Source organism: Martinezella paranaensis (genome assembly GCF_014200235.1).
GTDB classification, from domain to species: Bacteria; Pseudomonadota; Alphaproteobacteria; order Rhizobiales; family Rhizobiaceae; genus Rhizobium; species Rhizobium paranaense.
Genome location: NZ_JACHBI010000005.1, coordinates 117,627 through 141,593, shown reverse-complemented (window position 1 = coordinate 141,593; position 23,967 = coordinate 117,627). Strand labels below are relative to the sequence as shown.

Below are 23,967 nucleotides of genomic sequence, written 5' to 3'. Positions count from 1 at the left end.
CTGCCTGATCTAATCTGACAGGAACGACACGCATGGTTTGGGGTCACGAGAAACCCCATGCAAAAATCCTCAAAAGACCTGTGGCTTTCAACAGAAGGAATGTTTCTGCGCCCAGTGCTGACGGTTTTTGTCCAAACTCTGCCCAGGTGATGATAGAGAAGAAACGGGGACGGATACGAAGCGTCCCTCGGCAGGCACCGCGTCCTGCCGAGATCATCGACGGCATCAGGGCTTCAGGACTTTGGACGGTGCTGAGCGGCAGCAGGAGTTGGAGTGACCGATCCATACGAGATTCTCCGCATCGGACGCGATGCGAGCGAAGAGCAGATCAAGACCGCCTATCGCAAGCGGGCAAAGTCGACGCATCCGGATTCCGGCGGCGACGTCGAGGCGTTCGGGCGGCTGCAGAAGGCCTACGAGCTGCTTCTGGACCCGGTACGCCGAAAGGTGTTCGACGATACTGGCTATGACGTCGAACTGACCGACGCCGTCGATCTGCAGGCGCTGGTCGCCATCGAGAAGCTCATCACCGATATGGTTCTGGACGAGCGCGAGCCTGGAACCTTCGATCCGGTCGCCCATATGCGCGCCAGCCTCTTGGAAGAAATCCGCAAGGCACACTTCAGCAAAAGCGAACTGGAGCGTCATTCCGACCGCATTCGCCTTCATCTGGATCGCCTGGGAAAGCGCCCCGGCAAGGATGTCGTCGGCCACATGCTGCGCGCCCGCATCAAGGCCATCGCGACCGCAATCAGCGAAACGGAGGCAAAGATCGACGCCACCGAGCGCGCGTGCGACATGCTCGACGGCTATCTTTATGTCATGGACGCACCGATGCTCGAGAACGAGGAACAGACATCGGAAGTCGAATGGGGTGACACCGCCGGGGTCCGCTCCGCCGCCCAGTGATTCCCGTCTGTCCAATGCCCGGTCGAATGCTGGAACTTTCGATCGGCAATCGGGTTTTCTCCGGCGTCAGGTCGAATTCCGACAGTGCCATACGACTAGGTATCGGCCCATGGAATCGCAAGGGAGAACATCATGATCAACGAAGATGGATATACACCTGCGGCAGAACTGGCGCAGAAAAACGGTGCCAGATTTCCCAACGAGACCAATGAATATCGGCAGGCACGCAACGCCCTGCTGGCGGAAGAGATCGAACTTCGGCGCCATATAGAGCGCGTCGCCGCGCAACGGCGTGCGCTGCCGCCGGGCGGCATTGTGAAGAAGCGGTATCAGTTCATCAGCCCAGACGGTCCGGTCGATTTCGAGAATTTGTTCGACGATAAGGAAACCCTGCTGATCTACAGCTATATGTTCGGCCCGGAGCGGACACGGCCCTGCCCGATGTGCACCTCGTTTCTTTCGGCGCTGGAGGGCGAAGTGCTCGATATCGAACAGCGAATGGCGATTGCCGTCGTGGCACGATCACCGATCGAAAAACTGCTCGATTTCAAGACGGAACGCCACTGGCAGAATTTGCCGCTCTATTCCGACCCGACGGGCGAATATAGCCGCGACTACCGCGCGCTTGGCGCCAATGGCAACGACAATGCCGCGGTGAATGTCTTTACCCGCAGGGATGGGACGATCCGGCATTTCTGGAGCGAGGAGATGGGTCCCGTGACCGCCGATCCCGGCCAGGATCCGCGCGGTGCACCCGATCTTATGCCGCTCTGGACAATCCTCGACATGACGCCCGAGGGACGGGCAAGGGACTGGTATCCGAAGCTCACCTACGGACATGCCTGAACGGACTAACATTGCCCAGCGATGCCTACGCCTCGCCAGCAGCAGTGCCGGCAAGCGGCGCCTCCATCACGGCTTTTGCAATTACTGCGGCAAGCTGGTCCTGATTGAATGGTTTCGGCAGGCGGAGTAGATCGTTGTTGCTGCCAGCCGGAAGCTCGGCATAGCCGGTCGCGAGAATGACCGGCAAACCCGGCCGCCGCTCGGCGAGCGCCGCGGCGAGCTGAGAACCCGTCATCCTTGGCATGGCGTGATCGGTGATGACGATATGGATGTCATTGTGATCGTCCAGCAGCTTCAGCGCTTCCTCTGCGGAATGAGCCTGCAGCACGGTATGGCCGAGATCTTCCAGCATAATTGCCGTGTTCATCAGGACGAGTACGTCGTCGTCGACCGCCAGGATATTGAAGAAGCCTCCGCCTGCGGGCGCGGCTTCCATCGCCGGCTCTTCCTTCCTCGCCTCCGTTTTCGCTGCGACAGGAAGCCAAAGCTCGGCCGTGGTTCCCTCGCCCTTCCGCGATTTCAGGATCAGCTTGCCACCAGACTGCGCCATCAATCCCTCTATCATAGGCAGCCCGAGACCCGTTCCCTTGCCGACACCCTTGGTCGTGAAGAAGGGCGTGGTCGCATTGGCAAGCGTCGCGCTGTCCATCCCCTCTCCCGCATCCTTGACGGAGAGGCACACATAGGCTCCTGCTTTCGGTCCGTCGGGTTCATCCCTCGCGATCTCCCGGGGTTCCGCGGCAATGACGAGCGGTCCACCCTTTGACATCGCATCGCGTGCATTCGCGACCAAATTCAAGAGAGCGTTCTCAAGTTGGTTCGGATCGGAGGTCACTCTCGGAAGGCCGAGGGGGAAACGTGTCTCGATCGTCATCGACGGATTGATGGTGCGCTGCAGCAGGTCAGCCATATTGCGAACCAGCTCGGTTACGTCGAGCGGCTCGATCTTGAGTTCCTGACGCCGCGAGAAGGCAAGCATGCGCTGCGTCAGCGCGGCACCGCGTTGTGCGCCTTGCATGGCATTGTCGATCAATGGAGTGATATCGGGATTGTCAGCGGTCCGCTTGCGCAGAATTTCCAAACTTCCGAGAACGGCCATCAGTAAATTGTTGAAATCGTGAGCCATTCCGCCCGTCAATTGGCCGACGGCTTCCATCTTTTGTGCCTGGAACAGTTCTTCCCGCACCTCTTCCAGCTTGCGCTGGGCCTCTCTCTTCTCGGTGATATCGCGCGTGACCTTCGCAAATCCCAGAAGCGATCCATCGCCATCACGAAGAGCATCGATGACGACGCTTGCCCAGAACCGGGATCCATCCTTTCGGACCCTCCAGCCTTCGTTTTCGAACCGGCCCTCTCTGGCGGCAATATCGAGCGCTCGCCAGGGAAGCTGCGTCGCGCGGTCTTCCTCCGTATAGAACCGGGAAAAATGCTGGCCTAGAATCTCTTGCTGGGTGTAGCCCTTGATGCGCTGTGCGCCGAGGTTCCAACTGGAGACGTAACCTTGGGGATTGAGCATATAGATGGCGTAGTCTGCGACACCTTGAACGAGGATGCGAAACTGCTCTTCACTCCGCCTGAGCTCGGTTTCCACCTTTTTCCGCCCAGAAAAATCACGCGCAATCTTCTCAAATCCCAACAAGTCGCCTCCGCATTTCTGACTGCATCGATGACCAAATGCATTCGACATCGCGGAAGCATGCTTCCGCTGTCTGCTTTTGGTCTTCGAGTCGCCGTTAAACTACGGAAACGTGATTTGGTTCCGCGGAGGGGCGCATTGTTTCCTGTCAGCGAGTGCGGTTCGTCACTTACGAGAACGGCTCGGTCGGCCCTTTGGCTGGATTGGTGAACCAGCGCGGCCCTTCCGCCGTCATGTAGATATGATCCTCCAGCCGAATACCGAATTTGTCGGGAAAGACGATCATAGGCTCGTTGGAGAAGCACATGCCGGCGGCAAGCGGCGTGATGTTGCCGCGCACGATATAGGGCTCCTCGTGGATCTGCAGACCGAGGCCGTGGCCGGCGCGGTGGGGCAGGCCTGGCAGGCCGTAGTCGGGGCCAAGACTGTGTTTTGAAAGCACTTTGCGCGCGGCATCGTCGAGGCTGGAACAGGGTGCGTCGAGCTTCGCTGCGTCGAAGACCGCTTGCTGGGCTTCCCGCTCGATCGCCCAAGCCGCTTCGAATTCGCGGTTGCCGCTTTCGAGCACATAGGTCCGGGTGAGATCGGAATGATAGCCGTCGATCTGGCAGCCGGTATCGACAAGCACGACGTCGCCTGCGCCAAGTGTCTGATCGCCGTCAGCGCCGTGCGGCAGGGAGGTTGCCGTCCCGAAGGAAACGATACAGAAGGTCGAGCCGCCGTCTGCCCCGACCTGGCGATGCCCTCGGTCGATGAAATCGACGACCTCCGAAGCCTTGATACCTGGCTTCATCATCGCATGCGCCTGCTTCTGAATGTCGAGCGTCAGGTTCATGGCGTATTGAATGAGCACGATCTCGGCTGGAGATTTGATGCGCCGCAGGCTCCGGATGATTTGACCACCGTCCTGCAATCTTTCGGAGCCGAACTCGGCGACGAGCCTATGGTAGAAGAAAAGCGGCAGCTCGTCGTCGAGTGCGAGCGTACCGGCTCGACCCAGTTGACGCACTACGAGCCCGGCACTGTTCTCTTCCTCTTCCCACACCAGGATTTCGCCAGGCAGATGCGGTAGCGTTTCCACGCGGCTGCGCTCGAAACCCGGAACGACGTAATAAAGTGTAGCTGGCGTGACGAGCGCGCCGAGGAAGCGTTCGCTTGGATGCCAGACGAGACCGGTAAAATAGCGCAGGCTCTCCGTGGAGCCGAGCAGCATGCCGGCAATTCCGTTCGTCTCCAGCGCCTCTCTCAGGCGTTTCAGCCGGAGCTGCCTCTCGTCATCGGTGATGCGGGGGATAGGATGGGACCATGTCATCTTGCTTGCCAGTTCCTGTTACGCCGGGCTCTTATGCGGCTGATACCTGTTGAATCGACACTAATGCGGTTGTGGGCAATACGTTGACAGCGAACCGCCTCACGAAATCTCAATCGCAAGGGGACGTTCGAGGTCACGTGCGATGTATTCCTGAATCTGGCGCACGATCTGCGCCGCATGATCGATCGCCAGCCGGTCGGCGCGCTCGACATCGCCAGCCTCGATGGCGGCGATCATCTCCTCGTGTTCGTCCACATATTGACGCGGCAGGCGATCGTCGAAGGTCGAATAGTAGAGACGCAGGATGCGCCGGCCCTCGTCCAGCAGCCGCGCAAAGAACGTGGTGTAGTAGGAATTGCCGGCAAGTTCGGCGATGGCGACATGAAAATCACGGTTCGCCTCGATCATGCCGAAAGCATCGCGGGCGGTCACCGCATCGGCGAATTCCTTCTGCCGGGCGCGCACGCGCTGCATGAGTTCGGCATCCTTCCGCCCCGCCGCCCCGCGCGCTGTCACGCGGTACATCAGCGTCAACGCCTCGAAATAGGTGGGCAGGCTGGCAAAATCGATCGTCGCAACGATGGTGTTGCGGTTGGGCAGCGTCGTCACCAGCCCTTCTGCGGCAAGCCGAAGCAGCGCCTCGCGGATCGGCGTTCTCGACATCTTAAAGCGTTCGGAAAGCCGGACTTCGTCGAGCGGGCTTCCCGGCTCCAGCGCCATCGACAGGATTTCGCGGCGCAGGGCCGCATAGACGCTCTGCGTGCCCGAGCCCCGTACCCGCACATTCTCCGCCTCGTTCCGCATCCGATATCCTTCTTCGAAAGAAAGGTTTTTCTATTTCGTTTTGCCGGCTTTCAGCAACAGCGGGCAATCGACCCATCTTCGTCGTCTGGTCATTCTTGAATCTTGTCGACAGTTTGTATATAACGCAAGCACTTTCAATCGAGGATCCAAAATGACGACAGGATGGAAGGGCGTATTCCCCGCCGTAACGACCCAATTCAACGAAGATCTTTCCGTGGACCTCGCTGCGACGCAGCGCGTCCAGGACGCGCTCGTCAATGACGGCGTCAACGGCCTGATCGTCATGGGAACCTGCGGCGAGAACAATTCACTGGACCCGGAAGAGAAGCGCATGATCCTGAAGGCGGCGGTTGAGGTGGTGAACGGCCGCGTTCCGGTCGTCACCGGCGTTTCAGAATTCGATACGCGCCGCGCTGCCGCCTATGCGCGCGATGCCGAGAAGCTCGGCGCCGATGGCCTGATGCTCCTGCCCGCCATGGTCTATGTTCCGAAGCCGGAGGAGCTGATCGCGCATTTCCGCACGGTGGCGGAAGCGACTTCGCTGCCGATCATGCTCTACAACAATCCGCCAGCCTATCGCGTCAATATCGGCGCCGACGTGTTAGAGGCCCTCGCCGAGGTGCCGAACATCAAGGCCGTCAAGGAAAGCGCGCCGGACCCGCGCCGCTTCACCGACCTCATCAACGCCTTCGGCGACCGCTTCGACATTTTCGCCGGCCTTGACGACGTTGCGCTCGAAGGGCTGATGCTCGGTGCCAAGGGCTGGGTTTCCGGCCTCACCAGCGCCTTCCCGGAGGAATCCGTACAGCTCGTTGCCGCTGCCGAGCGTGGCGATTGGGAAGAAGCGCGCCGCATCTATCGTTGGTTCATGCCGCTCCTGCATCTGGATGCCGAGCATGATCTCGTCCAGTCGATCAAGCTCGCCGAGCAGATCATGGGCCGTGGCTCCGAGCGCGTCCGCATGCCGCGCCTGCCTTTGTCCGGCGCCCGCCGCGCCGAAGTCACCGCCATGGTCGAGAAGGCAGCCGCTACGCGTCCCTCGAAGGCTCGCTAAGCCGCCTGATCACGAACATGTTATGGACGGCAATCGCAGAGATGCGGTTGCCGACTTTGCCATTCCAGGCCCGTCGCAAAGAGAAGTTTCGTGGCGCGTGGGTTCTGCGGGCGACGATTGAGGTCGAGAGCTTAGACGCCGGACACGCGTCGCATTGCCAGTTTTGGCCTTTGAAGCTTCTGCGGAATTCTAGTCAGCGTCTTCCGGTATTGCCTGGATATAGCGCACGACAAGATAAAAAATCCCAAAGATAACAAGCACGGAGATCGCATGACGGATGTCGTGTAGCGCTGCATGGTGATGTCTCACCAGCAGGGAAATCGTATTGTACACGGCGATGGCGAGCGCGGTCATGACCGTTGCCAGCAAAAGCGCCATGTTCCGATGAATAAATTTGACCATCGCTCACCTCTTTTCCGCTTCGCCTCATAGAGGAGAAATTAGGGAGGAATTAGGACAGATCGGACGCCTGCGACAAATCTGATCCAACCCACTCGCCGACAGCCCGTTGAAGCAGTTGACACCTGGACGATAGCCCTATGACGAGGCTCCCTTCAAGGGGGATTACAAATTGTCCATGTCAGAAAAACGCCATAATTTCCGAACTTTCCTGACACAATTGCCTGCGAGCGTATCACCTCAGCGGTGATGCGGTGACAAGCGATGAGCCTTTCATTCCAGACCATGGCGGCACTACGGTTCGGTTACGGTTTTCGCCCCGGTGAAACGCCGCCCGCCAACAAGGACGCGTTGCTCGATCCGATGCGGATCGGCGACGGCAATTGCCTCTTTCCGGTGGGCGGCATCGAGGCGCGCCGCCAGGCGATCCGCAACGTCGCCGACCGTCTCCGCGACATCCGCAGCAGCGACATCGATGATGACGCCAAGCGCGATGAACAGAAGGCAATCTTCAAGGAACTTCAGCAGAGCTACCAGCGCGATGCCGATGCGCGGATTGCCCAGGCGGTCTTCTCGCCGAACGGTTTTTACGAGCGGCTGGCCGTCTTCTGGACGAACCATTTCTCGGTGAGCGTCGACAAGGCTCAGCCGATGAAGCTTATCGTTCCCCTCTTCGAGGCAGAGGCGATCCGACCCCGTATCGGCGGGACATTTCCGGATTTGCTGCGCAGCGCCACCCAACATCCGGCGATGCTGATCTATCTCGATCAGACGCAATCGCTCGGACCTAATTCTCCCGCCGGCATCAAACGCGGCAAGGGACTCAACGAGAATCTCGCCCGCGAGTTGCTGGAGTTGCATACCCTCGGCGCAGGCAGCGGCTATACGCAGGACGATGTGCGATCCGCCGCGATGGTACTGACGGGCATCACTGTTGATCGGCAGTCGGTCGAGGTGGATTTCCGCAAGGCAGTTGCCGAACCCGGCAGCCATCAGGTGCTGGGTGTCAATTATGGCCGAACGCAGCGGTCGGAGCGGGATTGTCTGCAGATGCTGGACGATCTGGCGCTGAACCCGAAAACGGCGGCGCATATCAGCCGCAAGCTTGCACTCCATTTTATTTCCGACACGCCGCCGCAAGCGATGATCGACGCGATGACCCAGGCGTGGCGCAAGACGGATGGCGACCTGATGGCGGTCTATGGCGCGATGCTCGATCATCCGACCGCCTGGACGAATGAAGGAAGCAAGGCCCGGCAACCTTTCGACTTTGTCGTGGCCGGGCTGCGGGCACTCGATCTTCCGAGGAATGCGGCGGCAGGTGCAGTCGTCGATCCGCTCGCCGATGACGAGGGTGCCGGCCAGGCGACGGCCGACGACAATCCGCCCATGCCGAGCAATAGCTCTGCCATACCCGGCAAGACAACTGATCCGCCGGATCCGCAGGAAGCAAAGCGTCGGCAGGCCGCAATCGACGCGACTTTCTACGCGCCGCGCGGTCTCGGCGTCTACGCGTTGCAGCGCATGGGGCAGCCGGTCTGGCGGCCACCGAGCCCGGCCGGCTTTCCCGAGGGTTTTGATGCCTGGATCAATGCCGGCGAACTTTCCGAACGGATTTCCTGGGCGCGGCGCGCGATCGGTCGTTATGGCAAGCAGTATGATCCGAGGCAATTTCTCAAGGAGACGCTGGCGGATGCGGCTCGCGACGACACGATCCGGGTTGTGTCGCAAGCGCCGAACAAGATGACGGGCCTGACGCTCGCGTTTGCTTCGCCCGAATTCAATCGTCGCTAGAGCGAGGAGCATTCTCATGGCAGACGACAAGCCCTTCTCGCTTTCCCGCCGCGGTTTCCTCGCTTCCGCCTGTTGTCTCGCGGCTGCGCCGATCTTTACGCCGGTGACCTTCGCGGCCATGCCCGCAGACAACCGCTTCGTGACCATCGTCTTGCGTGGCGCCATGGATGGGCTCGATCTGGTGCAGCCCTATGGGGAAGCATCCTTCGCCGGCTTGCGGCCGGACATCGCTCTTGCTCCCGACAAGGGGCTTCTCGATCTCGACGGGTTTTTCGGTCTGCATCCGGCGGCCGCGGATCTGCTGCCGCTGTGGAAGGCCAAGGAGTTAGCCTTCGTCCATGCCGTTTCGACGCCCTATCGCGACGCCCGCAGCCATTTCGACGGCCAGGACATGCTGGAATCGGGCGGCGGTCACGTCGCCGAGGAAAGGACGGGATGGTTGAACCGCGCACTCGGAAGCATCGCGCGCTCGACGGCGCACAAGGCGATCGACATCAACACCTCGACCGAATTAATCCTGTCCGGCCCCAATATGGTCGACGTCTGGGCCTCGGATTCCGGCCTGGCCATGGGTGCGGATGAGATGCAGTTCCTGACACGCCTTTATGCGAACGATCCCGCTTTCGCCAAGGCGATGGACGAGGCAAGACGTGCCGATCAATCGGCTAAGATGGGCGAGGCACCGGGCACCAAACGCGGCGAGCAGATAGCCGATGTTGCAGCGCTTGCCGCCAAGATGCTGCTGCGCGAATACCGCATCGCCAGCTTCTCCATCAACGGTTGGGACACCCATGTGCAGCAGGCAGCGCAGTTTCGGAAAGCGGCCAGTGACCTGACGCAAGCGGTGTTGACATTGAAGAATACGCTCGGCCCGGATGCATGGAAGACGACTGTGGTTCTGGCGATGACCGAATTCGGCCGCACCGTCCGCCAGAACGGCTCCGGCGGCACGGATCATGGCACGGGCGGTTGCTGCCTGCTGGCGGGCGGGGCCATCAATGGCGGCCGCGTGCTTGGCAAATGGCCGGGAATTAAAGACGAACAGCTCTTCGAGGACCGCGACCTGATGCCCACCGCAGATGTGCGTGAGATCGCCGCCGCGATGCTCTATCGACAGTTCGATGTCGGCGCCGACGACCTCAGCTCGAAGATCTTCCCAGGCCTGAGCTTCGATAAGTCTTCGCAATTCCTGAAGGTGTAATTCGTCGTCGCGGAGCGCCGGCTGCACTTCATTCGACCATCCAGGTCGGCGCAGCCGTCACGGCCGTTTCACCTTCCAGCTTCTGACCTCGAAGGGCAGGATGTCCGGACCGGCATCGCGTTGGGCTGGTTCCTCCATCAGATTGACAGCCTCGCTAACCGCCCAGCCGTTTGTCGGCATGACGGCAAGTCCGCCGCGCCGGCCGGCCGGTTCGTAGACGCGCAGCACGAGACCATCGCCATCCTCAGCCGGCTTGATGGCCGAAAGCGCGACCGGTGTGCCTGTTACGGCGATCGGAGTGAGCGTCGCCTCCGCAAGATTGGTGGCCGCCGCAACGATCAAAGGCTGGTTCAGGTCATCGGCCTCCTCACGCACGCCACCGGAATGCCATTCGCCGGTGTGCGGCAACAACGCGTAGGTGAAGCGTTGCATTCCCTCATCCGCCAGCGGATCGGGATAGATGGGGCCACGCACGAGGCTGATGCCGAGCACGTTGCCGCGGGCGCTGTGGCCGTATTTCGCGTCGTTGAGCAAAGCAACGCCGAAATCCGGCTCGCTGAGATCGATGAAGCGATGGGCGACCGCCTCGAACATCGCGGCATCCCAGCTCGTATTGGTGTGCGTCGGACGGCTGACGACGCCATAAGCGCATTCGAACGTGGCGGTGCGTGCCCGCGTCGCGACCGGGCTCAATGACCGCAGCAGGGTGCGGCGATCATGCCAGTCGATTTCGGTCTCGATGTCCAGCCGCCGCGCGTTGGCCGTCAGCACGTAGTGCTGCACGATGCGGGAGTCGCGATACCGATGCACGACCTTGATCGCGGCCCGACCTGGACCGTTTTCGACAAGCTCGATGCTTTCCGGCTGCGAGAGACGGATACCCTTTGCAGGATAATCGGCGTCGATATCCCAAGCATCCCAATTGCGCGGCTTGTCGACCGGATAGACCCAGAGCTGATTGGCGGGTTCCGCCAGCGCCTCGCGGCCGGTCGCCTTGTGCAGAAGGCTCCGCACCGCCCCATCCGCACCGATGATGACGGCGAGATGCTCATTCTCCAGCCGCCCCGCTTCGGCGCACAAACCACTAACCGGCTTCAATGTGGCTCGGTCGAAGACATGGATGGCAAGCGGCGAGATTATATCGCTGGTGGAAAGAACCGTGCCGTCGGCGAGGACCGCATGCAACGGCCGGGTATCCAGCGATGGATTGACGACAACGAGGGCGTCCGCAATGCCGCCCCTCGGCAGGGCCGAAACGATGGCATCCACAGCGTCCTTTTGAGCGATCTTGGCGTTATCGATGACGCCGGAAAGTTCGCGCTCGGCGTCCTGATAGACCTCGTTGATACTCGATCCCGGCAGGATATCGTGAAACTCGTTCTTCAAGGTGACACGCCAGTCGGCTTCCAGGCTCTGCGGCGCGGGTCCCCCGATCATATGGGCGACCGAGGCCAGGGTTTCGGCGGTGATCAGCGCTCGCTCCGCCCTGCGGTGCAGTCGCTTGACGCTGCTCTGGCTGGTCAGCGTTGCACGATGCAGCTCGAGATAGATTTCGCCGGACCAGGTCGGAAAGCGCTTTTCCTTAGCGGTTCGATGGGCGCTCGCAAAGAAATCGGCGACCTTGCCCCAACGGGCCTTCGGAATGGCAGGGAAATCGCGTAGCTGCACTTCCCGCTCGACCATCTCCGGCGTCACGCCGCCGCCGCCATCACCATAGCCGACTGCAAGCAGCGAGGTATCGCGCAAGGTTTTCGCCCGGAAGTTCTTCCAGGTCGGCATGAGGCAATCCGGCTGAACAAAGCCGTTATAGCCCTGCATCGGATTGTCGAAAGTATGCGCCAGCACCCGGCTGCCATCCAGACCTTCCCACCAGAAGAGATCATAGGGGAAGCGGTTGGTTTCGCTCCAATTGACCTTGATGGTGAAGAAGCTGTCGATGCCCCCCTGACGCAGCAATTGCGGCAAGGCGCCGGAAAAGCCGAAGCAATCCGGCAGCCAGCAGACCGTGTGACGGGCGCCGAAAGTCTTTTCGAAATAGCGCTGGCCGTACAGGATCTGCCGCATCAGGCTTTCGCCCGTCGGCATGTTCGTATCCGGCTCCACCCACATGCCGCCGATCACTTCCCAGGAGCCATCGGCCACCTTTTCCTTGATGCGCGCAAGCAGTTGCGGATCGTCAGCCTCCATCTGCGCATAATAATGCGCCGTCGACTGGTTGAAGCGGAAATCAGGCGAGCGGTTCATCAAGGACAGCGCCGTATGAAAGGTCCGGCGCATCTTGCGGCGCGTTTCGTCATAGGGCCACAGCCAGGCGAGATCGATGTGGGCATGGCCGGTCAACAGCAATTCGCCATTTTGCGGATAGCGCTCCTGCAGGGTCCTCAGCCGGACAATCAGGCCATCATAGGCCGCAACGACAGTCGCGCGCTCATCCTCGGACAGGCCCGGCGGGTTTTCGACCAACTCGGGCAATTCCCAGATCTTTTGCTGCCATTCGGCGTTGGCCGTACGGGAGACATAAGAAGCCGTGGCGGAGGGCCAGTCCAAACTGCGCAGCGCCATCTCGGCGGCATCGAGGAGATGCGGCACCACCTCATGGCTATCAAGCGCTTCGATCGCCTCGACTATCTGCCGCAACAAAAGGTGCAGCCGGTGCACGGGGATATCCAGCCAGGCGAGCCGCGCCCGGTTTAGCTTCGGCTGGCGGTTCGGTTCGCCGAACGGGAAGCGCGCAACGCTGTCCGTGGCGATCGAGAGATTGCGATCCCTAAGCGGAAATTCCTGGTGGAAGGGGTCGAGGCCGAAGCTCTCGCTCTCGCCTCCTTCATACGCGAGCGTGATCAGGCTCTCACCGCCAAGATCGAGCTGCAGGCGGGTTTCTTCGAGCGGCCAATCGCCAGGCACCTTCGCTTGCGAGGCAAAATGCACCACGCCTTTGCGATGCGGCCAAGCCTCACCGATGGCGATATCCTCGCCTTCGAATGTCCAGTTGTCGATCGCAAGTACAGCGCGCTCGCGCCAATGGCTGAGCTCTGCGGTGCGTACCTTAAGGCGGTCTAAGCGCTGGGCGATGGTGAGCTGCATGGCATGTCCTACATGGTTGATGTCAGGCCGGACCGGAATGGCGGTCGTGGCGTCGAGAATGAGGCATTGCGAAGCAAGAAGGATGATGACGGTTTGACGGGATCAGGCGAGCACGACCGGCAAAAGCACGAAGGCAAGGCGGCCAGAGAAAGGTTCCTCGGCCGGGACTTTGATGCTGGCGCTCACTCGACGGTCTCCTCCTCCTGCGTGAAGCAGACATAGACTACGGCGAAGAAGAGGCCGATGACCAGCCTCAAAAAGGCAGCTATTTTTAGGGCTTGTCTCTCCGCGCAGCCGGCGAGACGGGCAGGCGGGGCTGTAAACAACCCCGCCGCCATTGCTCAACGCCTCGGTATACGAGGCAAGAAGATCGTGAACAGACCGAGCAGAGGCAGATACGAGCAGACCGTGTAGACGAACGAAATGCCGTGCGTATCGGCAAAATCGCCGAGGAACGCCGCACCAAGTCCCCCTGCCCCGAAGGCGAAGCCGAAGAAGATGCCGCCGATCAGCCCGACGCGGCCGGGGATCAATTCCTGTGCGAAGACCACGATCGCCGGGAAGGCCGAGGCAAACACCAGTCCGATCACCACCGTGAGTACGCAGGTCCAGAACAGGTTCGCATAGGGCATCATCAGCGCGAAGGGAATAACGCCGAGGATCGAGAACCATATCACGAAGCGTGCACCGAAACGGTCGCCGACCGGACCACCCATGATCGTTCCGACCGCGACCGAACCGAGAAAAAGAAACAGCATCAATTGCGCATCGCGAACGTCGAGATGGAACTTATCGATGACGTAGAAGGTGAAATAGCTCGATATGCTTGCCATATAGACGTTCTTCGTTGCCGTCAGCAGAATGAGGATCGCAAGCGCCCACACGGCCTTGTTTCGGGCTATCGGCAAGGCGCGGCTCGGAGCCGGACGCGCGGCATGCTGTCGGCGATGGCTGACATACCAGGTGCCGACCCAGCTCAGGACGATGAAACCGATCACCGCCAGAACCGCAAGCCAAGCGACGCTCGATTGGCCGTGCTGGAGCACGAAGAAGGCGGCGATCAGCGGCCCGATAGCAGAGCCGGCATTGCCGCCGAGCTGGAAGAGCGATTGCGCCAGGCCATGACGCCCGCCGGAGGCCAGCCGCGCAACGCGCGAGGCTTCCGGATGGAACACGGCGGACCCGAAACCGATGAGGCTTGCTGCGACCATCAGCATCGCGAAGCTGTTGGCATAACCGAGCAGCACCAGCCCTGAAAACGTGCTGACCATGCCGACCGGCAGGGAATAAGGCATGGGCCATTTGTCGGTGACGATGCCGACCACCGGCTGCAACAGCGACGCCGTAATCTGAAACGTCATCGTCAGAAGACCGATCTGAACGAAATCGAGCGCGTAGTTTTCCCGGAACATCGGGTAGAGCGACGTCAGCAGTGATTGCATGATGTCGTTCAGAAGGTGGCAGACGCTGACCGCCACGACGATTGAAATTGTCGTCTTCTCAAATCGGGCTTGCGCGCCCGAAAATGCCGCAACCATTGAGGATTCCTTCCTGCGCCGGCCGATTCTTTTCAGCCATGCCATTGATCAGCCTTGTACACGGCTTGCAGGTGACCTTCTTTCGTGTTTTGGTCCAGTTCTTTCGCGATCGGGCCAAAATGGAAAAGCTCTCTCAAAAGCTGCTGGCAACCCTCGATAAGGACCATGAGCAAAATATGCTCTGGATGGAGGGATCGAACGCCGGCGTACTCGTCCACAGCTCGGAGCCGCCGCAGGGCTACACTGTTCCCTGGCATCGTCATCGCCGCACACAATTGCTCTGCGTTTTCGCCGGCGTCGTCCTGATCCTGACCACCCGCGGCCGTTGGATGGTGCCGCCCGGGCATGCCTTGTTCATCCCCGTTGGCCTGGAACATTCCGTCGAGATGCTGAGCGATGTCAGCATAAAATCGGTCTACGTCATGCCGAACGATCCGACCCCGCCGGAAGAAGCGCCCCGTGTCGTCGAGGTGACGGATCTCGCGCGCAGCCTGCTGCTTGAGGCCATTCGGCTGCGGGAGGCGCCCCTCGGCAATCGCAAGGCCGAACTCGTCCTCTCCCTTCTCATCGAGGAAATTTCGACGCTCGAGGAACGCCCGCTCGGCCTCCCCTTTCCGTCCGACCGGCGGCTGGCGGCGCTCTGCCGCGACTATCTGGCAAACCCGACGCCGAATGCCCGGCTGGACGATTGGGCCGAGAAACTGGCGACAAGCCGCCGGACCTTTACCCGGCAATTTCGCAAGGAGACCGGCATCAGCTTTACCACCTGGCGCCAGCAGGCGAGCGTCTTCGCATGCCTGCCCCAGCTTGCGGAAGGACAGCCGGTAACCAACGTTGCTTTGGAGGCCGGCTATGAGAGCGTCGCCGCTTTCACCACCATGTTCCGCCGCATGCTCGGAACCTCGCCGCGCACCTATATGGTGAACCGCTGGTCTTTCGACCGACCGTAAAAATCGCACAGACATCCGGCCCGCTTACCGCGAAAGACATCCATCCGCGGGCATGATCAAAAAAATTGAGAAAAGCTTTTCTCATCTTGACTCTCGCTTTGAGAAAAGGTTTTCTCAGCGCAAATAAGTTTGGGAGATGACATCTGGAAAACCAGCGGATCAGAAACGGTCGGGTAACGATTCACGATGTTGCCGCTGCCGCCGGTGTCAGCATTTCGACCGCATCGAAAGCGCTGAACAATACCGGGCGAATGGGCGGCGATACGCGGGAACGGGTCAAGCGTGTCGCGACCGAGATCGGGTTCCGGCCGAATGCCTTGGCCAAGGGCCTGCTCAGCAATCGGAGTTTCACCATCGGTCTTTTGACCAACGATACCTACGGCCGTTTCACTCTCCCTGTGATGGCCGGGATTACCGAGGCGCTCGTCGACCACGGCGTCTCGGTATTTCTCTGCACGATCGAAGACGATCCTGCGCTCGGAAAGGTTCATGTGGACGCCATGCTGGACAAGAACGTCGATGGCATCATCGCTTCGGGAAAGAGGATCGACCGCCGGCTGCCGGTGGATTTGTCCAACCTGCCCGTGCCCGTCGTCTACGCCTTCACGGAGGGGACATCCGATAGTGTTACCTTCTGCGCCGACGATTTTCAGGGTGCCACGCTTGCCGTCGAATGGCTGCTGGGTCTCGGCCGCCGCCGGATCGCCCATGTTACCGGCCCGGATAGCTTCGTTTCGGTGCGTGAGCGCACCAGGGCTTACCACGACTTGGTCGGCGACGCGCTGCCAGTGATGTACGGCACATGGTCCGAGGCCTGGGGACATGAGGCCGTCGCGAAAATCTGGGATGCGCCCGGACCGAAGCCGGACGGAATTTTCTGCGGCAACGACCAGATCGCCCGTGCGGTTGTCGACGCCTTGCGTGAGCGCGACGTACGCGTGCCGGAGGAGGTCTCCGTGGTTGGTTTCGACAATTGGGAGATCGTCGCCGCTCAAACACGGCCGCCGCTGACGACGGTCGATATGAATCTCAAGGCTCTCGGTCGAGAGGCCGGGCTGACGGTGCTGGCACTGGCGGAAGGCCGCGCCGTCGAACCGGGAATCAGGACATTGCCGTGCGAATTGGTCGTGCGGCAGTCGTGTGGGGGAAACCCCGAGCATTAGTTGAGGAAGAGGGGCAGAAGGAAATGCCCCATGGGAGGAGAAACATGATGAAGCGACTTCTGGCCGCGACTGGCCTCATATCCTTATGCCTTATGTCCGGCGCGTCTGCCGCCGAAAACATCACGATGTGGGTGCGCTCCGGCATCGGTGATTCCTTCAAGAAGGTCGTCGAGGCTTATAACGCCAGCCACGACGACAAGGTCACCATGACCGAGGTGCCCTTCTCGGAACTCGTGCAGAAATACGCAACCGCGATCGCCGGCGGACAGGCCCCCGATGCCCTGTCGATGGACCTGATCTACACGCCAGCCTTCGCCGCTGCCGGCCAGTTGGAAGATCTGACCGACTGGGCCAAAAGCCTGCCCTATTTCAACTCGCTCTCGCCGTCGCATGTGAAGCTCGGCACCTATCAGGACCATATCTATGGCCTGCCGCTCTCCGTCGAGACCTCCGTCTTCGCCTGGAACAAGGACCTCTATAAGAAAGCAGGTCTCGACCCGGATAAAGCACCGACGACCTGGGACGAGATCACCAGCAATGCCGAGAAGATCCGCGCGCTCGGCGGGGATACCTACGGCTTCTATTTCTCCGGCGGCGGCTGCGGCGGCTGCATGATCTTCACCTTCACTCCGCTCACCTGGGGTGCAGGCGCCGACATTCTTTCGGCCGACGGCAAGAAGGCGACGCTCGACACGCCGCAGATGCGCAAGGCAGTCGATATCTACCGCAACATGGTCAAGAAGGATCTGGTGCCGGCAGGTGCTGCCAGTGACACTGGCGCCAATTTCCTGAGCATCAGCAACGGCAAGATCGGCCAGCAGAGCATCGGCGCCTTCTCGATCGGCACGCTGATCACGCAATATCCCGATATCCATTTCGGTGTAACGCTGATCCCAAGTGTCGACGGCAAAACGTCCTCCTTTGCCGGCGGCGACAACTTCGTCATCTCCAAGGGCACGAAGAAGCTCGATGCCGTGAAGAAGTTCCTCGAATATACCTATTCGCTGGACGGCCAGAAGATCATGGCGAAATATGGCAGCCTGCCGACGCGCGGCGATATCGCCGACCAAGTGCTTCAAGGTCTCGATCCGCGCATGCAGGTGGGCCTGAAAGCCATCTCCATCGCCAAGACGCCCTATACGCTGCAGTTCAACGACCTGATCAACAGCGCCAACGGCCCATGGGCCGGCTTCACCAACGCCGCAATCTTTGGAGACAACGTCGACTCGGCCTTCTCCAATGCGCAGTCGGAAATGCAGTCGATCATCGACAACGCACAGCAGTAATAAACCATCACAGACCGGGAGGCCTGGCCTCCCGGTCCTCCCCACCAAAACATCAGGAGCATTCCATGGCTGGTCCCGAAGCTATCGGAGCACTGCGTCGTCGAAAGCGGCGGCGACATGCCGGTTGGCACGGATTTCTCTACATCGCGCCGGCCATGGCGCTGGTCCTGGTCTTCTTTGTCCTGCCCGTGCTCTTTACCGGCTGGATGAGCCTGCATAACTGGCCGTTGCTCGGCAATCCGCGCTGGATCGGTTTCGGCAATTATACAAGGATGGTGTCGGACGTTCGCTTCATGTCGGCCTTGCGTTTCACCGCCTACTATACGGTGATCGTCACCATCGTCATCTTCGCTGTTGCCTTCCCCCTGGCGCTCTACGTCGAAAAGCAGCGGCGCCTCGTCGGTTTTTACCGCACCATCATCTTCCTGCCGGTCGTCGTCGGGCTGGCGACAGCCTCGCTTCTCTGGGTCTGGCTCGTCAATGTCGACAGCGGCTTTTTTGTACCGGCAGCTCAGGCACTTGGCCTCATCGGCCGCAGGCCGAACCTGCTTGCCGATTTCGACACCGCCTTTGCCACGATCGTCGTGATGGTGGTCTGGAAGATCGCCGGCTTCACCATGATCATCCTACTTACCGGCCTGCAGGCGATCCCTTCGGAGCTGACGGAGGCCGCTCGCATCGATGGCGCCAGGCGCTGGCAGCGCTTCCGCTTCCTGACCCTGCCGCTGATGCGCCGGACGATTGCGCTTGCCCTGATCATCTCCATCACGGGCTCCGTGCTTGCCTTTGACCAGTTCTACATCATGACCAGCGGCGGACCTCAGAACCAGATGATCTCCGTGGTCTATTACATCTTCAACCAGTCCTTCGTGTCCTTCAATCTCGGCTATGGCGCGGCACTATCGATCGCCCTTCTCGTCATTCTCGTATTGATCAGCATCGTCCAGCTCTGGCTGCTGCGCGTCGGGGAGGATCGCCCATGAGCATCACCAACATGAGCACCACGAACGTCAGAACCGTAAAAGAGCGCCGCGCCAGGCGGAAAATGTGGAGTGCCGTCAGCTATCATGGTGTCGGCGTCATCATCGTCATCTTCTTCTTCGCGCCCTTTGCGATCGCGCTGCTGTCATCGTTCCGGCATGGTACGGAGGCGAGTCTTCCACCTCTGCCGCCCTGGCCGACATCGGGCTTCAGCTTCGATGCCTATCGTGCCCTCGACGGTTTCGGCGCCGGGGTCGTGCAGCATACGCTGAACTCGCTCTTCGTTTCCGTGACGACGGTCATCTTGACGGTCATGGTTAGCCTGCTCGCCGGCTACGGCTTTTCGCGCTACCAGTTCCCGTTCAAGGGCGCCTTCTTCATCCTGATCATCGCAACGCTGATGATCCCGTTCCAGTCGATCCTGACGCCGCTCTTCATCATCCTGGCAAGGCTCGGCCTCAACAACTCGCTGATCGGGTTGACACTTGTCTATGTCACACTGCAGCTACCCTTCTCGGTATTCATGATGCGCAATGCCTTCGACGCGGTGCCGAAGGAGATCGAGGAAGCCGCTCGTATCGATGGCGCACGCGACCTGAAGCTGTTGTTCCGGGTGCTGCTGCCGCTGGTGCTGCCGGGTGTGGCGACCGTTGCGATCTTTGCCTTCCTCAATGCCTGGAACGAATTCCTGGCAGCGCTGGTGCTGCTTTCGAGCAATGAAAAATTCACGCTGCCCGTACTGATGATCGCAGTTCGGACCGGGCGGCTCGGCGCGGTCAATTGGGGCGCGGTTCAGGCCGGCATCGCCGTCATGACCATACCCTGCGTCATCGTCTTCCTGCTTCTGCAACGCTATTACATGCGCGGTCTGATGGCCGGCGCGGTGAAATGAACCTCAAACGAAACGGATGAAAGCCATGTCAGACAAGCAAAATCGCCAATTCCGCCCCCTGCCCGTTCCGAATGTCGAACTTCACGGCCTCTTCGGCGCACGGCAGGACGCGATCTGCAACTCCACGGCCGCCACCCTGCTCGACCGCTGCGTCGAGGCCGGCATGGTCAGGGCAATCGACGTCGACAAGCCGAGCCCCGGCATTATCCTTCCGCTGCAGACCTGGTCAGGTTCGACGCAGATGTTTTGGGACAGCGATCTCGGCAAGTCGATCGAGACCATCGCCTACTCGCTCTATCGCCGCCCGAATCCGGAGCTTGAGGCCCGCGCCGATGCGATCATCGACATGTATGAGAAGCTGCAGCAGGAAGATGGTTATTTGAACGCCTGGTTCCAGCGCGTTCAGCCGGGCCGCCGCTGGACCAACCTACGCGACCATCACGAGCTTTACTGCGCCGGACACCTGATCGAAGCTGCGGTCGCCTATTACCAGGCGACGGGAAAACGCAAACTGCTCGACATCATGAGCCGCTTTGCCGATTACATGATCACCGTTTTCGGCCATGGCGAGGGACAATTGCGCGGCTATTGCGGCCATGAAGAGGTCGAGCTGGCGCTGGTGAAGCTCGGTCGCGTCACCGGCGAGAAGAAATATCTCGACCTTGCCAAATATTTCATCGACGAGCGTGGCCAGGAGCCGCATTTCTTCACGGACGAAGCGCTGCGTGATGGTCGCGATCCGGCAAAATTCGTGCAGAAGACCTATGAATACAATCAGGCCCACCAGCCGGTTCGGGAGCAGAAGAAGGTGGTCGGCCATGCCGTGCGCGCCATGTATCTCTATTCCGGCATGGCCGATATCGCGACCGAATATAATGACGACAGCCTGACGTCGGCGCTGGAGACCTTGTGGGACGATCTGACCACCAAGCAGATGTATGTCACCGGCGGCATCGGACCGGCCGCTTCCAACGAAGGCTTCACCGACTATTACGACCTGCCGAACGAAAGCGCCTATGCCGAAACCTGCGCCTCGGTCGGCCTCGTCTTCTGGGCGAACCGCATGCTCGGCCGCGGGCCGAACCGGCGCTATGCCGATATCATGGAACAAGCGCTTTATAATGGTGCGATGGCCGGGCTGTCGCTCGACGGAAAGACCTTCTTCTACGAGAACCCACTGGAAAGCGCCGGCAAGCACCACCGCTGGACCTGGCACAATTGCCCCTGCTGCCCGCCGAATATCGCCCGCCTGCTCGCTTCGGTCGGTTCCTACATGTATGCGGCTGCCGACAACGAAATTGCCGTCCATCTCTATGGCGAGAGCAAGGCCCGCGTTCCGCTTGCAAGCGGTGTGACAGTCGAACTGTCTCAGGAAACGAATTATCCTTGGGACGGCGCGATCCATTTCGGAGTCAATCCGGACCGCGGCGCATGCTTCGCACTGTCGCTGCGCATCCCCGAATGGGCAGAAGGCGCGACGCTTGCCATCAACGGCGCCTCCGTCGATCTTTCCTCGATCACTGTCGATGGCTATGCTCGCATCGAGCGGGAGTGGCAGAGCGCCGATAAGGTCGATCTCAATATTCCGCTGATCCCGCGCACGCTGTTCGCCAATCCCAAAGTGCGGCAGGATGCAGGCCGCGCGGCGCTAATGCGCGGGCCGCTGGTCTATTGCGTCGAGACCACCGATAATGGCCTTGACCTCAACGGCATCTCGCTTGCCGGCAACCCTGCAACGGCGCAGACGGCAGAAATCGCCGCACTGGAGGGCGCAGTCGCACTCGATATTCCGGTGAACCGCGATGATGCAGATTGGGGATCGGACCTCTATCGAACGGCGCCGCCAAAGAGCCGTTCCGCCACCGCCCGTTTCGTTCCCTATCATCTGTGGGATAATCGCGAGCCGGGTGAGATGCTGGTCTGGGTCCGCGCCGGCCAGACGCAACACGGAGCCTGACATGGGCAAGAACAGCATGAGATTGACCGGCGTCCGCAAGAATTATGGCGGACTGGAGGTCATTCACGGTATCGATCTTGAAGTGCAGGAAGGTGCATTCGTCGTCTTCGTCGGTCCGTCCGGCTGCGGCAAGTCGACCCTGCTCCGGATGATCGCCGGACTGGAGGAAGTGACCGACGGCGAGATCGCCATCAAGGGCCGGGATGTCACCGATCTCGACCCATCCGAGCGAGGCATCGCCATGGTCTTCCAATCCTATGCACTCTATCCGCATATGAGCGTGCGTGAAAATCTCGGTTTCGGGCTGAAAATGGCCCGGACCGATACCGGCGAGATCGAAGCGCGCGTCAAGGCCGCTTCGGCGATCCTCAAGATCGACCATTTGCTAGACCGCCGTCCTGGCCAGCTTTCCGGCGGCCAGCGGCAGCGCGTCGCCATCGGCCGGGCGATCGTGCGAAAGCCGGACGTCTTTCTCTTCGACGAGCCGCTGTCCAACCTCGACGCGGAACTGCGCGTCTCCATGCGCATCGAAATCGCCAGGCTGCACCGTGAGCTTGGCAACACGATGATCTATGTGACGCACGACCAAACCGAGGCGATGACGCTTGCCGACAAGATCGTCGTGCTGAGAGACGGCAAGATCGAGCAGGCCGGCAGCCCCCGCGAGGTCTATGAAGATCCGGCCAATATCTTCGTCGCCGGCTTCATCGGTTCGCCGCGCATGAACATGATCGAAGCCGAATGGGCCGCCGATGGCTCCGCCAAAACTCCCGGCGGCTCCATCAAAACCGATATCGGGCAGGCCGGCATGACGCCGGGCGACAAGCTGATGCTGGGCATGCGCCCGGAACATCTGATCGTCGTCTCCGATAGCAATGATGCCATCCGCGTCACCGTCGATTTCGACGAATATCTCGGCGGCACACGCTATCTCTATTGCCAGACAGAGGACGGTCAGAGCTTGATTGCCGAATATCGCGAAGGTCCGGATATTCAGCGCGGCGATACGCTCTATCTGCGCTGCGCGCCGGAAAGACGCCGCTATTTCGACGGACAGGGAAACCGGCTCCGTTGAAACATCATCTCAAAGCGGTCGCGACCTAATCATTTGACGAACAACTAAAATTATGACGATGTTTGCGGCTAGCACCGGAGCATCTGTTCGGCGAATGAATTGGGAGGCGGCTGGATGGCAAGACTGACCGAGAACGCCAAGGGCGTCTATGTGATCGCCGTTACACCCTTCTCCGACGAAGGCGCGCTCGATTTTGCCAGCATCGACAGCATGGTGGATTTCTACGAGAGCGTCGGGGTGACCGGGCTGACGGTTCTCGGTCAACTCGGCGAGGCGCCGAAGCTGACGGCGGAGGAATCTCGTGCCGTCGTCGAACGCGTGCTGCAGCGCCTCGATGGCCGCCTGCCTGTTGTCGTTGGCGTTTCGGCGCCTGGACTTGCACCGATGCAGGAACTGGCCGAAGCTGTTATGGACCAGGGTGCTGCGGGCGTGATGGTCGCGCCGCCCTGGACAATCCGGACCGACGATCAGGCCTTTGCCTTCTATCAATCGGTCGGCGAAGCGCTGGGCGATACGCCCTTCGTGCTGCAGGACTATCCTTTGACGACCAACGTCACCATCGCGCCCAAGGTCATCGAACGGATCATCAAGGAAGTGCCGAACTGCGTCATGCTCAAGCATGAGGATTGGCCGGGCCTGTCGAAGATTACCGCGTTGCGAGCCTCCGGCGACAAGGGCGAAACGCGGCGTATCTCCATTCTCTGCGGCAATGGTGGGCTTTTCCTTCCCGAAGAAATGGGCCGCGGCGCCGATGGCGCGATGACCGGCTTCTGCTATCCGGAAATGATGGTGGGTGTCGTGCGAGCCTATACGACCGGAAATGTCGACCGGGCGCATGACATCTTTGACGCCTATCTGCCGCTGGCGCGCTACGAACAGCAACAGGGCATTGGCCTTGCCGCCCGCAAATATGTTCTCGCCAAACGCGGCGTCATCAAATCCGCCGCCCTGCGCAAGCCCGGCGCCAAGCTTTCACCGCTCGATGTGAAGGACGTGGAGCGTCTGCTGGCTCGGCAGGCGCTGCGGCTTCAGGAGATTGGCGCATGATCCGATCAATTTAAGATAATGAATATCGGCCAGGGGGGC

20 protein-coding genes and 1 pseudogene are annotated in these 23,967 nt (G+C 60.4%); 14 read left to right on the top strand and 7 right to left on the bottom strand.

The genetic code is table 11. The annotated features are described in order from the left end of the window. Window positions 1-43: 43 nt before the first annotated feature. Complete coding sequence (locus tag GGD50_RS14385; protein ID WP_183938019.1) at window positions 44-286, bottom strand: hypothetical protein; 243 nt, start codon at window positions 284-286, stop codon at window positions 44-46. Here GGD50_RS14385 and GGD50_RS14380 point away from each other — a divergent pair. Together GGD50_RS14380 and GGD50_RS14375 are read left to right on the top strand one after the other, a co-directional pair. Further along, the gene (locus GGD50_RS14380; RefSeq protein WP_183938017.1) at window positions 274-909 is read left to right on the top strand and encodes a DnaJ domain-containing protein; all 636 of its coding nucleotides are present in this window, start codon (window positions 274-276) and stop codon (window positions 907-909) included. The genes GGD50_RS14385 and GGD50_RS14380 overlap by 13 nt on opposite strands. 132 nt (window positions 910-1,041) lie before the next feature. Then, a complete protein-coding gene (locus GGD50_RS14375) occupies window positions 1,042-1,755 on the top strand; it encodes a DUF899 family protein (protein WP_183938015.1) in 714 nt (237 codons plus the stop codon). A 25-nt stretch (window positions 1,756-1,780) separates the two neighbouring features. Here the strand turns inward: GGD50_RS14375 and GGD50_RS14370 are convergent. The 3 genes and pseudogenes from GGD50_RS14370 to GGD50_RS14360 all read right to left on the bottom strand — a co-directional run. After that, window positions 1,781-3,432 (bottom strand): annotated as a pseudogene (locus tag GGD50_RS14370) (PAS domain S-box protein); the annotation flags it as partial. A 128-nt stretch (window positions 3,433-3,560) separates the two neighbouring features. Beyond that, window positions 3,561-4,703, bottom strand: coding sequence for a M24 family metallopeptidase (locus tag GGD50_RS14365; protein ID WP_183938011.1), 1,143 nt, complete (start codon window positions 4,701-4,703; stop codon window positions 3,561-3,563). Window positions 4,704-4,802: 99 nt separating this feature from the next. Continuing rightward, complete coding sequence (locus GGD50_RS14360) at window positions 4,803-5,507, bottom strand: GntR family transcriptional regulator (protein WP_183938009.1); 705 nt, start codon at window positions 5,505-5,507, stop codon at window positions 4,803-4,805. Between the two features lie 151 nt (window positions 5,508-5,658). Here GGD50_RS14360 and GGD50_RS14355 point away from each other — a divergent pair, with 151 nt between their 5' ends. Beyond that, window positions 5,659-6,561, top strand: a complete 903-nt coding sequence (locus GGD50_RS14355; RefSeq protein WP_183938007.1) for a dihydrodipicolinate synthase family protein — start codon at window positions 5,659-5,661, stop codon at window positions 6,559-6,561. Window positions 6,562-6,750: 189 nt separating this feature from the next. Here GGD50_RS14355 and GGD50_RS14350 read toward each other — a convergent pair whose 3' ends face one another. Next, window positions 6,751-6,963: a hypothetical protein gene (locus tag GGD50_RS14350; RefSeq protein ID WP_183938005.1), complete on the bottom strand. Its 213-nt coding sequence runs from the start codon at window positions 6,961-6,963 to the stop codon at window positions 6,751-6,753. A 261-nt stretch (window positions 6,964-7,224) separates the two neighbouring features. Here GGD50_RS14350 and GGD50_RS14345 point away from each other — a divergent pair, with 261 nt between their 5' ends. After that, a complete protein-coding gene (locus GGD50_RS14345; protein WP_183938002.1) occupies window positions 7,225-8,754 on the top strand; it encodes a DUF1800 domain-containing protein in 1,530 nt (509 codons plus the stop codon). Window positions 8,755-8,770: 16 nt separating this feature from the next. Continuing rightward, window positions 8,771-9,955, top strand: a complete 1,185-nt coding sequence (locus tag GGD50_RS14340; protein WP_183938000.1) for a DUF1501 domain-containing protein — start codon at window positions 8,771-8,773, stop codon at window positions 9,953-9,955. 57 nt (window positions 9,956-10,012) lie between these two features. On the opposite strand, the gene GGD50_RS14335 is transcribed toward GGD50_RS14340, so the two are convergent. Next, window positions 10,013-13,039, bottom strand: coding sequence for an alpha-mannosidase (locus tag GGD50_RS14335; RefSeq protein ID WP_183937998.1), 3,027 nt, complete (start codon window positions 13,037-13,039; stop codon window positions 10,013-10,015). A 3-nt stretch (window positions 13,040-13,042) separates the two neighbouring features. Here GGD50_RS14335 and GGD50_RS14330 point away from each other — a divergent pair, with 3 nt between their 5' ends. Then, on the top strand, window positions 13,043-13,261 hold the full coding sequence (locus tag GGD50_RS14330; protein WP_183937996.1) for a hypothetical protein: 219 nt from the start codon (window positions 13,043-13,045) through the stop codon (window positions 13,259-13,261). A gap of 119 nt (window positions 13,262-13,380) precedes the next feature. On the opposite strand, the gene GGD50_RS14325 is transcribed toward GGD50_RS14330, so the two are convergent. Beyond that, the gene (locus GGD50_RS14325; RefSeq protein WP_183937994.1) at window positions 13,381-14,577 is read right to left on the bottom strand and encodes an MFS transporter; all 1,197 of its coding nucleotides are present in this window, start codon (window positions 14,575-14,577) and stop codon (window positions 13,381-13,383) included. Window positions 14,578-14,696: 119 nt separating this feature from the next. Here GGD50_RS14325 and GGD50_RS14320 point away from each other — a divergent pair, with 119 nt between their 5' ends. The 8 genes from GGD50_RS14320 (at window position 14,697) to GGD50_RS14285 (ending at window position 23,928) form a co-directional block, all read left to right on the top strand. After that, the gene (locus GGD50_RS14320; protein WP_183937992.1) at window positions 14,697-15,527 is read left to right on the top strand and encodes an AraC family transcriptional regulator; all 831 of its coding nucleotides are present in this window, start codon (window positions 14,697-14,699) and stop codon (window positions 15,525-15,527) included. 143 nt (window positions 15,528-15,670) lie between these two features. Then, window positions 15,671-16,690, top strand: coding sequence for a LacI family DNA-binding transcriptional regulator (locus tag GGD50_RS14315; protein WP_183938294.1), 1,020 nt, complete (start codon window positions 15,671-15,673; stop codon window positions 16,688-16,690). A 44-nt stretch (window positions 16,691-16,734) separates the two neighbouring features. After that, window positions 16,735-17,976: an ABC transporter substrate-binding protein gene (locus tag GGD50_RS14310; protein ID WP_183937990.1), complete on the top strand. Its 1,242-nt coding sequence runs from the start codon at window positions 16,735-16,737 to the stop codon at window positions 17,974-17,976. A 65-nt stretch (window positions 17,977-18,041) separates the two neighbouring features. Beyond that, the gene (locus GGD50_RS14305) at window positions 18,042-18,959 is read left to right on the top strand and encodes a carbohydrate ABC transporter permease (protein WP_183937988.1); all 918 of its coding nucleotides are present in this window, start codon (window positions 18,042-18,044) and stop codon (window positions 18,957-18,959) included. Beyond that, entirely contained in the window at window positions 18,956-19,849 is an 894-nt protein-coding gene (locus tag GGD50_RS14300; RefSeq protein WP_246451196.1) for a carbohydrate ABC transporter permease, read from the top strand. Before GGD50_RS14305 ends, GGD50_RS14300 begins: the two co-directional genes overlap by 4 nt. Window positions 19,850-19,874: 25 nt before the next feature. Beyond that, complete coding sequence (locus tag GGD50_RS14295) at window positions 19,875-21,806, top strand: glycoside hydrolase family 127 protein (protein ID WP_183937986.1); 1,932 nt, start codon at window positions 19,875-19,877, stop codon at window positions 21,804-21,806. Between the two features lies 1 nt (window position 21,807). Continuing rightward, window positions 21,808-22,881 (top strand): ABC transporter ATP-binding protein, encoded by a 1,074-nt coding sequence (locus GGD50_RS14290; protein WP_183937984.1) that lies wholly within the window; start codon window positions 21,808-21,810, stop codon window positions 22,879-22,881. A 114-nt stretch (window positions 22,882-22,995) separates the two neighbouring features. Further along, window positions 22,996-23,928, top strand: coding sequence for a dihydrodipicolinate synthase family protein (locus GGD50_RS14285; RefSeq protein ID WP_183937982.1), 933 nt, complete (start codon window positions 22,996-22,998; stop codon window positions 23,926-23,928). Window positions 23,929-23,967 lie beyond the last annotated feature (39 nt).